Genomic DNA, 15,691 nt, shown 5'->3' with positions numbered 1-15,691 from the left:
AAGGAAAAGCTGGTTGGCATTTATGCCGTTGCGCCTGGCGACCACCGAGACGCTTTGCCCGGGCTCCAGGCTTTCGCGCACCATGGCCAGCTTTTGCTCGGGACTCCAGCGCCGACGGCGCTCCTGGCCAAGCAGTTCGCCGCCACCCTTGTCGTTGCTGTTAGTCATAAACATACCCGTTTGCCTATCCCTTATCCTAAGGGGGAAACGGTGTCCTGTCTTTCAAGGGGCTCGTTCACTCCCAAATACCAGCGTTCAGGAAACTGCACATCTTCCCGCAACAAGTAATACTTCATTTCAGCTCATCGCATGTCGTTGCTTAACTGAAAAAGGGGCCTGTAAACCTGCTCGAAACCGCTAACGACGCCCCAACAACTTCGACCAAAAACCAACCTTATTCTCAACAACCACCGCAATAGGCGCTTCAGCGTCCTGCCTGAGCGGGTGTGTACTCGGGCCGTCGGGTCGGAGTAGATCCCCTGGATAATGCTCAAGCCCCAGGCACTGTGAATCATCCAGCCCAAAAGCCTTCACCGCCGCCACGGCTTCCACGCACCAGCGACCGAAATATGCGCCACCTTCAAAATTCTCGTCGCCATAGGTGTACCAGTAGGGATGCTTGTAACTGACTGCCTGGGGATCGGAGCCGGATTTCGCCCCTGTTCGGACTTCCTGATACCAATGACTGACGAACGCTTCCAACTTGGAAGCCTGCGTCTCCACCGGCGCATCCACTGCCGCCAGCAGTCGTCCATAGGGTTTGGGATAAAGGAGAACGGCCCCCACTTTGCGCTCGGGACTGCGACTCGCGATGACCCGGTCGAGCAACACGTCCTCGCCTTCGTTGCCGATAAGGGCCAGCAGCCTTCGCCATTGATCATCGGGAATCTCCAGCGCCAACCCCAGGCCCACCAGCCAGAAGCAGACGATGTAATGGTCATAGTTGACGCGCCAGCTGTGGCGGGTGAATTGCTGCTCAGGTGTCCAGACCGTTGCCCCCAGGCGTTCGGCCTCTTCCCAGGCATCAAGCAAGCCCGGAAAGTAGCGCGACAAATCAGCTATAGGATTGCCAGCGCTGTAGCGACGCAGTATCTGGTGCCAATGTTTCTTTGCAATGTTGAAGGCGTATTGCGGCGCGTAATCCGGGTTACCCGCCGGTTCCCTCATGATTCTTTGAGATTCCAGGAGATAGCCGTCGTTGTCCTCGACGACCTGATTCCAATAACTGACATTGCCAAGAGGAGCACGGATCATCTACTTGTTTCCTAGAAGCTTGGACGCTGCAACTGGGTCAGCGAAAAACTTTCCGCGGGCATCCAGTACACCCACTGTGACATTACCAAAAGGGTCGGTATGTACTAACCATTTTTCCACCCGCCCAGCCTGCAAGGCGTTTTCAATACTTTGCGCCATTCCACCGTTACCACTGACCGACTCCAGAATACGATCATAATTTGTGGCAGTCCCCTGCAACCAGCTATCGCTCATCTGCAAACCATCCTTGGTCGGTTTCAACGCAGACGAACCAAACTTGTACTCCACGACAAGGTAATCCACACCCGGCTTGTTGACCTTGTACAGGTCATCAATACCGGTCTGCCCGATGTCCGGCGCCCGGCCGATTTTCTCGGCACCCGGCACCAGGGATTTGATCCGCTCGCCGCCCATGACATCACCGATGATGCTCTTCTGCGCGTTGGTCAACGCCCGGAAATCCATCAGCGGCGTGCCATTGGGGTTGAACTGCCCGCCACGGGCGACCAGCTTGTCGAACTTGGCCAGGCCAGCCATCGCCTCAAGCCCTTCGGCCCCGACCCTGATCCCGGCCTTCGCCAGCGCCACGCCACCTTTGGCGGCGCCGCCAACCCCCGTCGCAATACTACCCACCTGCCAAACCAGTTCGCCAAGGTCCTGGCCCAACTGCACGGCGCGGTCGTCGCCGCCATTTTCCAGGGCATCCTTGACGCGATCGAGTTTGGCGTTGAGCTCATTGACCACGCCATCGCCGAACTGCTTGCGGGCCTCGGGGTCGTTGATCAGGGCCTTGAGGCCGTTGATTCCGTCAATCGGATGAAGAAGGAACTGCGCCAGGCCTTCGACGTCGCTCCATCCCGCCTGCACCAGGCCTTTGCCCACGCCGAAGCGGGTCAGTACGTCTTGTTTCTGGTTGATGTACGCCCATTTGGCGATCACCTGCGCCTTGGCCGCCAGCCCATCGGCTGCGCTGTATTCCTTCTCGGCCTGGACCAGTTGCTGGGTCGCCAGCCAGTTGTTGTCCACCGCCGCGCCGGCCGCGCTGTTGGCGGTGGCCGGGTCGAGCGAGGCGCTGCTGGCGGCCAGCCCGGTGACCAGGCTGACGATCAGGTTTCGCTTGGCTTCGCGCTGGGCTTCGCTTTCGTTGGGGCTGGCTTCGGAGAACAGGCCGGTGAGCAGGCTCGACGCCGCCGCGCCGGCTGCGCCACTGCCGCAGCTCTGGCTGCTGGCCGCGGCACCCGCACAGGCGACGATGCCATGCAGCGCGGCATGCAGCGGCGAGCCTTCGGTGAGTTTGCCGTCCGCCACCAGGTCGCCGATGTAGCCCGCGCCTTGCTGTTGCACGTAGTTGACCACCAGGCTCTGGACGAATGCGCCGTTGCTGCCGCTGATGTTGCCGCTGGCCGCGCCCACCAGGGCGGTGGTGATCTGGCGGTAGGTGCCGCCCGCGCCCCACTTGTCGGCGATACCGCGGGCTTCGACAGTCAGTCGCTGGGAGTTGTTGAGCAACGCCAACCGCTCGGCATCGGTCAGGTTCGCATTCGGATCGAGGGCCTTGGCCCTGTCTTCCTCGGCCTGGTTGCGCTTGGCATCGACCTCCTTGGCCTTGTTGGCGAGCAAAGTGCTGGCTTCGTTGGCGAACGCGCCGACAATCTCGAAACCGGCCCGGATCTCATCTTCGTCGAAGATCGGCTTGAGCGTGTTGCTGGTATCGCGGTCGCTGGAGACGTCGCGATTGAGGCTGGCGACGGTTTGCTCGCCATTCTTGCCGGTGCGCTTCTGCTGCTCGGCATCGTCGGTGATGACGACCGTGCCGCCACTGATGCCGCTGCGGGTGACGCTGCTGGCGTCGTCGCTGGCACTGATGGCAATCGGCATGGTGGCGCTGAGCTCATTGCCGTTCTGCGGCAGCCCGGTGCCCGGGGTTTGCGTGCCGCCGCTGGTGGCATTGCCCTGCTGGTCCTTGCCGACTTCGCGATAGCCGCCCCCGACGCTGACGGAGCTGGCGTCGTACTCGGCCTTGTTCTTGATGTCGCGGCTGGTGAGGCTGGCGGTGACCAGGCGATTCTTGCCGTCCTGCACGGCCTTGTCGCTGCTGGCGATCACTCCGCCGACCAGGTCGGTGTTGCCGCCCACGCGAATGTCGAAGCCCTCGTCGCCGGCCTTGATCCCGGATTGCTCGATCACGCTGGCGTAGTTGGAGTCGATGTCCGTGGCCCCGAAGCTGCCACTCACGCCGTTGACCGAACTCATGCCGTAGCAGAACGGCGGGATGCACAGGCTGATGCCAACGCCCAGGCTCTTTTCATCGACGACGTAGGTGTTGGTGTCTTGCAGGCTTTCGATGTTCAGGTCGCCGCCGACATCGGCCAGTACCTGCTTGCCGCTGGCCACCGCGCCTTTGAGGTTTGTGTCGCCGCCCGAGGACAGCAGCAACTGGTTACCCGCCTGGACATGGGTATTGGTGTGGGTGAGGCCATCGCCGTCTGCCTGGCCACGGCTGCCGGACGCTCCCAGGTCCAGGGTGAAACCGTTGCGGGCACCGAGGGAGAAGCCGATGCCGATGCTCGCGCTGCTGCCTTTGCTGTCGGTCTCCTGCTTGTCGACATTGCGGGCGGCGAGCAGGTTGATGTCGCCGTCCGCCAGCAGGCTGGCGTTGCGTCCGGCCTTGATATCGCTGCCTTGCACGGTGATGTCGCTGGCCGCCCCCGCGCCAGTGGCACGCAGGCGGATGTCGTTGCCGGCGGTCATGGTCGAGCCGGCCGCGCTGTCGCTGGTGTAGGTGGTGGTGCTTTCGTTTTTCTTGGTGCCCAGCGACAGGCTGATGTTGATCCCGCCGGCCGAGCCTGGGTCCATCGCCACGGCGGTGGCGGCGTTGTTGGTCGCCAGCACGGCGGTCGCGGCGGCCAGGGCCTTCATGCGTCCGTCGTCGGTTTTCTCCGAGGCCCGTTTCATCTGCTGGTTGGTTTGAATCGCGCTGATCACCGGGTTGGTCACGGTGAGGGTGAACCCGGTTTGCTTGAACAGGGTTTCGCGCTCGCGTTCACGGGTGTTACGGGCTTCGACGACATCAATGGTCTGCGCCGTGACGTCGATGTTGCCTTGGGGCGCCGACACCTGGCTGCCCACCTGACGGTAACCCTTGCCCGCTTCGATCAGCACATCGCCGGTGGTCGAGCCCACGGTGCTCGCCACGGCCGTGTGCTCCGTGGCGAGGTCCTTGACGCTCTGTTTCTGGGTACCGAGGGTCACGGCGATGCCGCCGCCGCTGAACAGGCCGCTTTTCTTGACGGTTTTGTCGTGGCGTTCGCTGCTGCTGGCGGTGGCCGCTTCGATGTTGACGTTGTTGTCCGCCACCAGGATGGTCTTGGTGGTGGAAACCACGTTGCTGCCACTCAGGTTGATGTCGCGACCGGCCTGCACATAAGTCTGCTCGCCACTCAGGGTGGAGCCTTCGGCCTGGGTCTGGCTGACGGTGTCGCGGGTGGTGGTGGTCTTGCTGGAGAACCACCCACTCTTGCCTTTGACCTTGTGCGCTTCATCGGCGAACTGGTAGTTCTGGGCCGTGGTGAGGTTGACGTCACGCTTGGCCTCGGCAAATACCGCGCCCTGCTCGCTGGTCACGTGGGCGGCGCGGGCGTTGAGGTCCTGGCCCGCGCTCAGGCGGACATCGCCCTGGCCCTGGATCAGCGAGCCGACTTCGGTCTGGCTGGCGTCGTTGCGCCAGTTGCTGCTGTTCCAGGTCAACGCTTGCTGATGCGCCTCGCCCACGGTGCCGAGGTTGAGATTATTGCCGGCCTCCAGCGACGTGCTGCCGCCCTGGCCTGCATTGACGACCTGGGCCCCGGTGAGATTCAAGTCCTTGCCGGCGCTGACATTCATCGTGCCCTGGGCACCGCTGACGAACAGCCCGGCCACCCGTGACAACTGCGTCCGGGTACCTTGGGCGCTGCTGCTGTCGCGACTGCTGGAAATGACGTTGATGTCCTGCCCGGCCTTGACCGACAGGTTGTCCACGGCGCCGATCAGGCCACCGAGGTTGTTGAGGTTGTCCCTGGCGGTGACCGAGGCGTTGTCGGCCTGGATACGCCCACCCAGGTTCTCGATGTTCTGCGCGGTGATCGCCATGACACTGCGCCCGGCCAGGCTGCCGCTGTTGACCAGGTCGCCGGCGATGTTCAGGTTCAGGCGCTGCCCGGCGATCAGCGCACCGGAACCATTGAGGTCGCCTTCCTGGACCCGCACGTAGACCTGCGGCACCAGCACGTTGCGGGTGTCGCCGTTAGGGAGGGTCACTTGCTTTTGCACCAGCCAGACGATGTCACTGGTCAGCTGGGCCATCTGCTCGGACGTCAGCGCCACGCCGGGCACCAATTGCCATTGGTTGGCGACGGTGACGGCGTTGTCGATCAGGGCACGGTATTGCAGTTCATCATTGGCGTAGCCATCGAGGAAACGTCGGCCGGTGAGTTGCGCCACTTGCTCGCGAATCAGCTTCTGTTCGTAGAAACCGTCGCCCAGGCGCTGTTGGGTCAGGGCCGGGTCGACTTGCAGGCGTTGCAGCATGTAGTCCGAGGACAACCAGGTGCGGTAGCTGGCAAAGCGCGGGTCGGTTTCGATCAGATAGCCGCCGGTGTTTTGCGGGTTGGTGTTGAACAGGCTGTTGTTCGGCAACTCCAGGGACGGCCCGCCGCTGCGGATCTGCTCAGCCACGCCTTTGCTGTTCAGGGTGGTCTGGGCGGCGACCTGGACGATCGGCGCGACCTGGTGGGTACGGCTGCCCGTGGCGTTGACCGCGCCTGTGGCGGCGACCTGCTCGGTGACGCCCTGGGTGGCGCGCGCGGCGATCTGGGTGCCGGTGCCGTTGCCCGCGGTGTTCTCGGCGAACACGGTCGGTTGCAGGGTGATGTCCTGGATCATCGGTGCCGGCGTGTAGTCTGTGACAGCCGTGCCCTGGCGGTCGCGACCCTTGCGCTGGATGCGATAGAAGTGGGTGGCGGTGCCGCTGTCGGTGGTGGTGCGCTGGCCCGTCAGCTCAGTATTGGTCAGGCTGCCGATGTCGGCCTGCAACAGTCCGCCGGCAATGATCCGGCTCTTGTCGTTGAGCACGTCGCCGGCGCTGATTTGCATCGTCCCGCCGGAAAGTATCTGCGCCGGTGCCGAGGTGGCGATCTGGGTTTCCTCCACCACCCGGGTGTAGTCGTAGCGGTTCCAGTTGTCCTCTCGGCCCTCGGGGGTGGCCAGGTAGAGCACTTCGTCGCTGCTGACCGAAACCTGATTGCCCTGGTAGCGGTTCGTCGAACCGGTGAGTTGGAATTCCTGCAAGGCGGTACGACTGACTTCCACCTGCCGGGTGCTGAAATGCTCGTTGGTGTTGCGCACGCTTTGCACGTTCAGCGACAGGTTGCCGAGGGCCTCGATGGTCGCGCTGGCGTTGGTCAGCAACTGGGCGCGGTCCTGGGCCTTGTCAGCCGCGCTCAACGCGCCGCCGATGGCGAGGTCGCCAGCGCTGAAGATCAGGGCCTGCTCGCGGTTGTCCAGGCTACCTGCGCCAATGTCCAGCGACTCGCGGGCGGCGATGGTCGCGCCGATGCCGTTTTCGTCCCGGTTGTTCAGCGTCGAAGCGCTGATCGCCAGACGGTCGCCGTAGAGCCGGCCCGTGCCCAGGTTGTTGAGCGAGAGGGCCTGCACCCGCACTTGCTGGCCGTCGATCAGGCCACGGTTGGTCAGGCTGTCGTTGACGGTCAGGCGAACCTGGCCGGCGCTGATCTCGCCGGTGCCGGCATTGTCCAGCGTCTGCGCGCGGACCGTCAGCAGGTCGCCGGCCAGCAATTGCCCGCTGTTGTTGAAGGCACCCTCGGTGCTCAGGTCGACCTGACCGTTGGCCTGGATCTGGCCGCTCAGGTCCAGGCCGCCTTGCAGCCTGAATGTCAGGTCACCCAGGCTCAGGGCCCTGCCGGTGCCACCGTAGTAGGCCGCATTGAGCGACAACAGGCTGCCCGCGAGCAAGGTGCCGCCCTGGTTGTGCACGGCCTGACGCCGTTGCGCCGGGTCACGGTCGCTGATGCTCAAGCCGGCGCCGGAGGAAATCAGCCCGCCTTCGTTGTTCAACGCCTGGCTGATCCCCAAGCTCAGCCCCTGGTCGGCGCGGATCGCACCGGACTGGTTGGAAAGCGTATTGACCGCCAGGCTCATGGCGCGGCCTTCGAGGCCTTGCTGGGTGCCTCGGGTGGCGCCGTTGTCGAGCACGTCGGCGCTCACGTCCAGCGTTCCTGCACTGCGGACCAACCCACCCTGGTTATTGAGCGTCTCTCCCAGCACCATCTGGACATCGCCGAGGCCTTGCAACTGACCGCCGCGATTGTCCACCCGGGCGCTTTCGACCCGTACGGTTTTCTCGCCGATGATCTGGCCGCCGCTGCCATTGCCCAGGTCGGTGGCCTTGAGCAACAGGGTGCCTTTGGCCCCCAGGAAACCCGCACTGTTGTCGAGGCTGGCCGTGCGGATTTCGACGCTGTCCTGGCCGCTGATCCCTTGGGTGGTGCCCGACTGCAGGTTGTTCAGCGCCTGGTTGCCGGTGTCGATGAGCAGCTTGCCCTTGGCCTGGATCAAGCCGGCGGCGTTATGCAATTGGCCGCTGCGCAGGTCGAGGGTCGCGGTGGCGTTGAGCGTACCCTGGCTGTTGTCCACTCGGTTGCCGTGGCTGTCCAGGTCCAGGGCGCCGCCGCTGATCACGCCACTTTGGTTGTTCAGGCCCAGGGCCGACAGCGTGATGTCACCCAGCGCTTCAAGACGCCCGCCGCTGTTGTTCAGCCCATCGCCGGAGACGCTGACCCGCAGCCCGGACTGCACCGAGCCCAGCACGCCATTGGTGTTATTGAATTGCCCGGCGATGATCTCCATGCGCTGGGTGGCGGCCATCGTGCCGCCGATGTTGTTCAACTGATCGAACGTCGCCCGCAACTCACCCCCGGCACTCACGGTGCCCTGGCTATTGTCCAGGCGGGCCCCCTTCACCTGAGCGTTGCCGCTGGCGGCCAGGGTGCCTGAGCTGTTGTCGATCCGTTGGCCGGCGGTCACCGTCAGCGCCCCGCCGTCGGTGGCGACGACTTTGCCGCCCTGGTTGTTCAGCGTGCCAACATCAAGGTTCACCGCGCCGGGGCTGTTGACGCGCCCGTCCTGGTTGTCGAAACGCTCACGGGCGGTCGCCTGCAAGGGCTGCGCGCCGGTCTGCAGAATCTGCCCGCGCTGGTTGGACAGGGTCTGGGTGTCGAACGTGATCTGCTGGCCTTGGGTCAGGCCATCGTCCACCACCACGTCAGTAGCCTTGATCGTCACCTTGCCGTTGCTGGCCACGCTGCCTTTGCCGCCAGCCAACTGGTTGGCCTGGATATCCAGGGTGCCTTTGCCGGCGTGCTCGACCTTGCCCTTGCCATTGTCCAGGCGACTGGCCCCCAGTTTCAGGTTGTCGGCATTGGAGGCGATGCGTCCGTCGCGGTTGTCGAGGGTCGCGCTGGCCTTGATCGAGGTGCCTGCGGTGCCGGTCTGGATCAGCTCACCGTCGGTGTTGGAAATGTCCCGGGCGCTCAATTGCAGGTTGCCGGCGTTGACCTTGGCCGCGTCGGTGCGCAGGGTCTTGGCCGCCGTTGCGCTCAGCGCCTGGGTGGCATCGACCTGGCTGCCGGCGAGATTGGCGTCGCCCGTGCTGGCGATCAGGGTGACATTGCGCCCCTGGGTCTGGCTGTCGCTCAGGTCCAGGTCCGCGGCGGCGACGCTGACGTCCCCGGACGCCAGGTTCTGCCCTTGCGCCTTGACCGTGCCGGCCCGCAGCGCGAGGTTGCCCGCGCCGGCCAGCTTGCCGTCCGCGCCGACACCCGCCGCCACGCTGGACGCCTGGGTGCTGCGGATGTTGCGGGCGGTCAGCGTTGTGTGGTTCTGGCTGGCAACGGTGCCGCTGTTGTCGATGTCGCCGGTGCTGTCGAGCGTCAAGTCGCCCTTGGCGTAGAGCGTGCCACTGTTGTCGACCTCGATGGCCTTGATACGGGTCGCGGTGGCGCTGCTGATCGCGCCCTGGTTCTGTAACTTGCCGTCGGCGCTGACCACCACTTCACCGGCCATGGCGCCAATCTGCCCGGCGTTGCGCACACCCACGCCGGACTCGGTGCCCACCAGCATGATTTTGCCGGCGTACATGCCACCCAGCTTGGCGACGTCGATGGCCACGCTGGGCTTTTCCCCGTCGTCACCGGGCAGTGGCGTGGCCTGGGTGTTATCGGCGTTGACCTGGTTGCGTCCGGTCGTGACCTTCAGGTCGTTGGCCCAGACCCCGGCGTTGACCTGCACGCTACGGGCGATCAGGTCCGTGTAGTCAGTCTCGCGGGCATCCAGGCCCTTGCCTTCGATATTGATCGTCCCGCCCTGTACGGTGTAGCCGCTGATGCGTCCGTTCTCCAGCTGCGCCCGACCGGTGCTGAGAGTCGCCCGGTCGGCATTGATGAAGCCGCAACCGTTGCAAGTAATGCCTGATGGGTTGGCAATCACCACTTCGGCGCGCTGGCCCGCGACTTCGACATAGCCGCGCAGTTGGCTGGGGTTGGCGGAATTGACTTCGTTGAGGATGACCCGCGCGCTGCCATTGCCCAGCATCGGGTTACCTTCGATCCAGCCGCCCAGTTTGGTCTGGCTGTTGGTCGTGGCGTTGTTGAGGATCACGCCACGGTTGTCGACGTCGAACTGGCTGTAGGTATTGCGCGAAACGCCCCCCGCGCTGGGGGCCTGGATATTCACCTGGGGCGTACCGTTGGCGCTTTCGATCACACCGGGACGCTGGCCGGCCGGCGCGCCGGGATCCGCCACGATGGTAGCGGCCCAGGCAGGCGCCACGCTCAAGGACACCAATCCGATCGCCGCCATCACGGCAAAGCGCAACGGCCCGAGCGTCGCCGTGCAGGCCACCGGTCCCGGCGTCGGGCCGCAACGGGTCCCCGGAGCCTTGACCTGACTGGTGACATTCTCGGCCACCACCATCAGCAGTCCGCGAGCCTTGTTGAAAACGATTCGGTACAGATGCTTGTTCATGGCAATTCCATTTGCGGTTCTGGCCCGCAATTAACTCGGGGTTAGCGTTACGGTGCGACTGCCAGCGGGTGAGCGGCAAACCAGGCCTTGGCCTGTTCAGGGATGACACCGATCCCTTGGAATGTCTTGACCCGCAGGCCGCGTTCCTCGCCTCGGTGATAGAGCGCTCGCCCACACCGGTTGGCGAACAACTGTCGATGCAGCAGGCGGGTGACCACGCCGGTGTGGCCGAACGGCGCCACCCAGTCGTTGAGCCAGAGGCGCTCGCCGCTGTTCCAGTCGGCTTCTGTCAAGGTCAGTGGCGATTGCCTCAGGTAGCGTTGCTCGGTGGCCGCGTCGAGGTTGAGCCAGGACAGGTAGAACACCGGTTTTCCCTGTTCGCTGGCGAGCACGAACTGGCGATGCTTGAGGGCCGGCAACAACAACGTCGGCAAGCTGTGCAACGGCGCATCGCGGTGAGCCTTGGAATGCATCCACAGCCAGGTGGCCGAGCCGAACACGGCAGCCTCGTTCCAAGGCTCATCGATCAAGCCGGGGGCAATGATGTCTAGCGTCTCGAACTGCATGGGATCACCTCAGAATGACCAGATGACGGTGAACGCGCTGGTCACGTTGGCCGTCTCGAAACCATCGGGCTTCTTCAATGGCGTACCAAACGACCAGTCATAGGACAGGCCCTTGTAGCCGCCCCGCAGACCTACCACAGCCCCCGCCAGGCGCTTGCCGATCAGGAACTCGCTGGAAGGACCACTGACTTCGCCATAGTCGATGCCGGTGTAGAGTTCCTGGCCGGTCTGTCCCAAAAACAGGCCGACTTCGTTGCGCAGGGTCCAGCCACGGTCGGCGGACAGAATGTTTTCCCCGTCGAAGCCCCGCACGCTGTAGCGCCCGCCAATCGAGAAGCGGTCCTGGGGCACCAGCGGCGTCCGGTTCCATTGCGCACGCCAGCCGCCGATGTAGCGCAGGCGCTGGTCACTGACCTGGAAAGGCACCTGCAATTGGGCATCGGCAGTGATGATCTGCGAGCGTGAAGTGCCTGCGTCGAAATCTTCTTCGGGAGCCCTGAGCGCGTCATGGGCCCCGGTGCCGCGGCGGTAGGCGGCGCCCAGGTCGAGAATCGAGGCGCCGATGAACTCGCGATGGTTCAGCCCCAGTTGCCAGCCGGCCATGCGCCGTTTCTGGTTGCCGATCTCGGTGTCATCGATGAAGTTCTCCGAAGAGCGCGTCCACAGGCTGCCCCACGCGGTGGTCTTGCGAACGGCGTCGCGGTACAGCAGGCGTGACAGGCGCAGTTCGTTGTTACGACTCTCGCCGCGGTACTGATAGGTCTGGTTGGCGCCGGCGACGGACTGTTCGTAGTTGTATTCACTGGTGGTGAAACCCAACTGCCAGTAACCGAACGGCAGCGAATAATGCAGGGTGTTGCCATCGGAACCGCGATGGCCGGACTCGCCGCCGCCCAGGTCGTGGTTGACGCTGGCGTAGAACAGGTCGTTGAGCGACAGCAGGTTGTCCAGGGACAGCGACACATTGCCCTGGTACTTGCCGGTGGTCTTGCTGCCCGAATTGTCCACCGACAGGCTGACGCGGGCCGGGAACCGCTGGGTCCAGGCAATCACCACGTCGCTCTCACCGGGCTTGGCGTCGGCGGCACGGGCCGGTGCGATCTGGATATCGGCTTCGGCGGTCGGCACGCGCTTGAAGTTTTCCAGCGCCTGCTCGATGTCCCGCAGGTTGAGCAAGTCGCCGGGACTGGCCGGCATCGCATTCCAGGCATTGGCCCGGGAACTGGTGCCCTCCTGGAAGCGAATCTCGCGGATGCGCCCCGGCACCAAGGTCAACACCAGGACGCCACTGTTCAAGTCCTGGGCTTCGGCAAGCACCCGAGTGGTGACATAGCCAGCCTCGATGATCGCATTCTGCATGCGCTTCATCGTCAGGTTGATCCCGGCGCCCCCCAGGCAACGCCCGATGGCCGGGTCATGCTTGGGGTTGGCGGCGCGCAAGGCCCATTGGAATTTTTCCGACGCCTCGCCAATCAGGCGGATGTCATCGATGGCGAAGCAGGGGCTTTCCTTGGCGGGCAGGCGATCGGCACCTTCCGCGACGGGTGCCGCTTGCAGGCGCACGTCCGGCCGGGACTCCAACTGATCACGCAGCACCCGCTCACGCTCACGCTGGCGCAGTAACTCTTCTTCCGGCCCAGCCGCCTGCGCAAGGCTCCCCGCCCCCACCGTCCAGGCGGCCAGCAACAGCAGCGCAAGCCGCTGGGCGTTTGGTGAAGAAGAACGAGCGCCATCGACAGGGCGACGAGCAGTGCGTGATTGACGCGTTCGGCAGGGTGCGGCTGCGCGCATGACACATCCTTGTGGCTTGAATCAGGAAATACGGTGAGCATCGGCACTGATGCCCCTCAAAAAGGCGCGTAATTAGGAAGTTTCCTACAACGTACCGAGACGGTCAGATTGCCATCAGGTGAGAAAGTTTCGCACCAGGCACACACGTTTGTTACACAGTCGAAAAAATGGGCACTGGTTCACAGCTCCGGGCCGCAGGAAGGCCGTGCTGGGGCGACGTCACGCCAATCGATCATGTGAATAATAAGGAAGGGTATGCGGCAGGAGGCAGGCTGAGAGTAATGGTGTCCCAGGGCAGGTTCGAACTGCCAACCTTCCCCTTAGGAGGGGGATGCTCTATCCAATTGAGCTACTGAGACACGAGTCGACCGCGAGAAACGCGGTGCGCGGAACGGCGTGCATGTTAACGACCTGCCCTGCGTTTGTCATGTCGTCACTGTTTTTTAAGTGTAGGCAAAGGCTGCAGCGGGCCCACTTCGCTGATCGCGGGCGTTGAGCAAAGTCGCCATTCATCCGTCCTTGAGCGGGTCGAGCTAGTAAATCGGCCATTTGCCACTATCCTATGCAGAACAAGGACGCTGCGTGTTTTTTGTGCCAGACGGGTTTATCCGCCAGACGGTATGGCACAACGACACGATACGACGGTCACAGATTCTGACCTGTTGATTTTTCCAACCAGTCCGCATTTTTTGATGAAGGGTACTGGCATAACGCCTTTACGCGGATCAGAATTTGTCACAGAATTGGCGCCAATGATCTGGCAATTTTGAGGCATGATGCGGGCCTCTTAACGATTCAGGTTGAACATTTGGCTTTGGAGCTTGTCCTATCGACATCCTGCGGCCAATCCCGAGAACCGCTCCCCTGAACTAACCGGTTAAATATATGCGCCCATTGAAACAGGCAATTTATTCCAGCCGTACGGCTGACAAGTTCGTCGTACGTCTGCCAGACGGAATGCGGGAACGCATTGCCGAGGTGGCTCGCAATCATCATCGCAGCATGAACTCTGAAATCATCGCGCGCCTTGAGCAAAGCCTGATCCAGGAAGGCGCGTTGGGTGAAGAGTTGAGCATGCGCCTGGACAGCCCGGAGCTGTCGTTGCATGAGCGCGAGTTGCTTCAACGCTTCCGACAACTCTCTCACCGCCAGCAAAACGCCCTCGTTTCGCTGATTGCCCATGACGCAGAGATGGCCGCAGACGCGTCCTGATCGAACGCATGAATCAAAAGCCAGCCTTGCGCTGGCTTTTTTTTGCCCGGAATTTGCCCCGGCACATACAAGGGATGGGTGAACGGTAGCGAGAGAGCGAACGCCCTCGCCACCGTGAATCAGGCGAATGTCAGAGCAGGAAGATCGTCGCCAACCCCAGGAAGATGAAGAACCCGCCACTGTCGGTCATGGCGGTAATCATCACGCTGGCCCCCATGGCCGGGTCGCGTCCCATCCGCGCCAGGGTCATGGGAATCAAGACCCCCATCAAGGCTGCCAACAACAGGTTAAGCGTCATCGCGGCGGTCATCACCACCCCCAGCGACCAACTGCCATAGAGCAGATAAGCCACCACACCGATCACGCCGCCCCAGATCACGCCATTGATCAAGGCCACCGCCAACTCCTTGCGCATCAAGCGCGACGTGTTGCCGGTGCTGACCTGGTCCAGCGCCATGGCGCGGACGATCATGGTAATGGTCTGGTTGCCGGAGTTGCCGCCAATCCCGGCAACGATGGGCATCAACGCCGCAAGCGCCACCAGCTTCTCGATGGAACCTTCGAACAGGCCGATGACCCGGGAGGCGACAAACGCCGTGATCAGATTGATTGCCAGCCAGGCCCAACGGTTACGCAGGGATTTCCAGACCGAGGCAAAGATGTCTTCTTCTTCGCGCAGACCGGCCATGCTGAGGACTTCGCTTTCGCTCTCCTCACGAATCAGGTCAACCATTTCATCGATGGTCAGACGGCCGATCAGCTTGCCGTTCTTGTCGACCACCGGCGCAGAAATCAAGTCATAACGCTCGAACGCCTGGGCGGCGTCATAGGCGTCTTCGTCCGGGTGAAAACTCACCGGATCGCTGGCCATGACCTCGGCCACCTGTTTTTCCGGATCGTTGACGAGCAGGCGCTTGATGGGCAGCACGCCCTTCAACACGCCGTCGTAATCGACCACGAAGAGTTTGTCGGTGTGCCCTGGCAGTTCCTTGAGGCGACGCAGATAACGCAAGACCACTTCAAGGCTGACGTCCTCGCGGATCGTCACCATCTCGAAGTCCATCAGCGCCCCGACCTGCTCCTCGTCATAGGACAGCGCCGAGCGCACACGCTCGCGTTGCTGGCCGTCGAGGGTTTCCATCAGTTCGTGGATAACGTCCCGAGGCAGCTCGGGCGCCAGGTCGGCGAGTTCGTCGGCGTCCATCTCCTTGGCCGCCGCGAGCAACTCGTGATCATCCATGTCGGCGATCAGGGTTTCCCGGACCGAGTCGGACACTTCGAGCAGGATGTCACCGTCGCGGTCGGCCTTGACCAGTTGCCAGACCGTCAGGCGCTCTTCCAGCGGCAAGGCTTCAAGGATGTAGGCGACGTCGGCGGAGTGCAGGTCATCGAGCTTGCGCTGCAGCTCGACGAGGTTCTGCCGGTGGACCAGGTTCTCGACCCGGTCATGGTGCGGACCTTCCTGGCGATGCGTCAGGTCTTCGACGACCCGCTGGCGCTGCAGCAGCTCGACGACTTGAGCGAGGCGGTCCTGAAGGCTTTCTTGTGTTTTCTTTACTTCTACTTGGGTCATAGGCGAACTCCACTCCCAGCAGTGGAGCACGCCGGAAGGATCAATCAGTCAATTCATGATTGGCAAAACGGGATATTGAGTAACTACTGGGTAAGTCCATGGAGATATTCCAAAGCCCCGGCGGGGCTGACGGGCGCAATCATACACCGCTTGACGCTTTAAAACGTTAAAAAATCATGGCAAGAACAAGCGCTTGCGACACAAACCTGAACCCTGG

7 protein-coding genes and 1 tRNA gene are annotated in these 15,691 nt (G+C 62.9%); 1 reads left to right on the top strand and 7 read right to left on the bottom strand.

Translation table 11 applies throughout. The features are described 5' to 3' along the window. From AD664_RS17385 to AD664_RS17360, 6 genes are all read right to left on the bottom strand, one after another. Positions 1–168: transposase (locus AD664_RS17385; RefSeq protein ID WP_157061576.1), on the bottom strand; the 168-nt coding region annotated here is incomplete at its 3' end. A 189-nt stretch (positions 169–357) separates the two neighbouring features. Further along, positions 358–1,254 (bottom strand): PoNe immunity protein domain-containing protein, encoded by an 897-nt coding sequence (locus AD664_RS17380; protein ID WP_053148155.1) that lies wholly within the window; start codon positions 1,252–1,254, stop codon positions 358–360. After that, positions 1,255–10,332, bottom strand: coding sequence for a hemagglutinin repeat-containing protein (locus tag AD664_RS17375; protein WP_053148153.1), 9,078 nt, complete (start codon positions 10,330–10,332; stop codon positions 1,255–1,257). Between the two features lie 47 nt (positions 10,333–10,379). Continuing rightward, positions 10,380–10,898, bottom strand: coding sequence for a toxin-activating lysine-acyltransferase (locus AD664_RS17370; protein WP_042728505.1), 519 nt, complete (start codon positions 10,896–10,898; stop codon positions 10,380–10,382). A gap of 9 nt (positions 10,899–10,907) precedes the next feature. After that, a complete protein-coding gene (locus tag AD664_RS17365) occupies positions 10,908–12,689 on the bottom strand; it encodes a ShlB/FhaC/HecB family hemolysin secretion/activation protein (RefSeq protein WP_042728506.1) in 1,782 nt (593 codons plus the stop codon). Positions 12,690–12,971: 282 nt separating this feature from the next. Then, positions 12,972–13,048 (bottom strand) — tRNA-Arg (locus AD664_RS17360). Between the two features lie 526 nt (positions 13,049–13,574). Between AD664_RS17360 and AD664_RS17355 the strand changes: the two genes are divergently transcribed. Beyond that, positions 13,575–13,901: an Arc family DNA-binding protein gene (locus AD664_RS17355; protein WP_003178899.1), complete on the top strand. Its 327-nt coding sequence runs from the start codon at positions 13,575–13,577 to the stop codon at positions 13,899–13,901. Positions 13,902–14,031: 130 nt separating this feature from the next. Here the strand turns inward: AD664_RS17355 and mgtE are convergent, their stop codons facing one another. Then, complete coding sequence (gene mgtE / locus AD664_RS17350; protein ID WP_053148151.1) at positions 14,032–15,474, bottom strand: magnesium transporter; 1,443 nt, start codon at positions 15,472–15,474, stop codon at positions 14,032–14,034. Positions 15,475–15,691: the final 217 nt, after the last annotated feature.

The organism is Pseudomonas sp. P97.38, from assembly GCF_001269745.1.
Taxonomy (GTDB): Bacteria; Pseudomonadota; Gammaproteobacteria; order Pseudomonadales; family Pseudomonadaceae; genus Aquipseudomonas; species Aquipseudomonas chlororaphis_E.
This window is presented reverse-complemented; position numbering and strand designations above follow the sequence as displayed.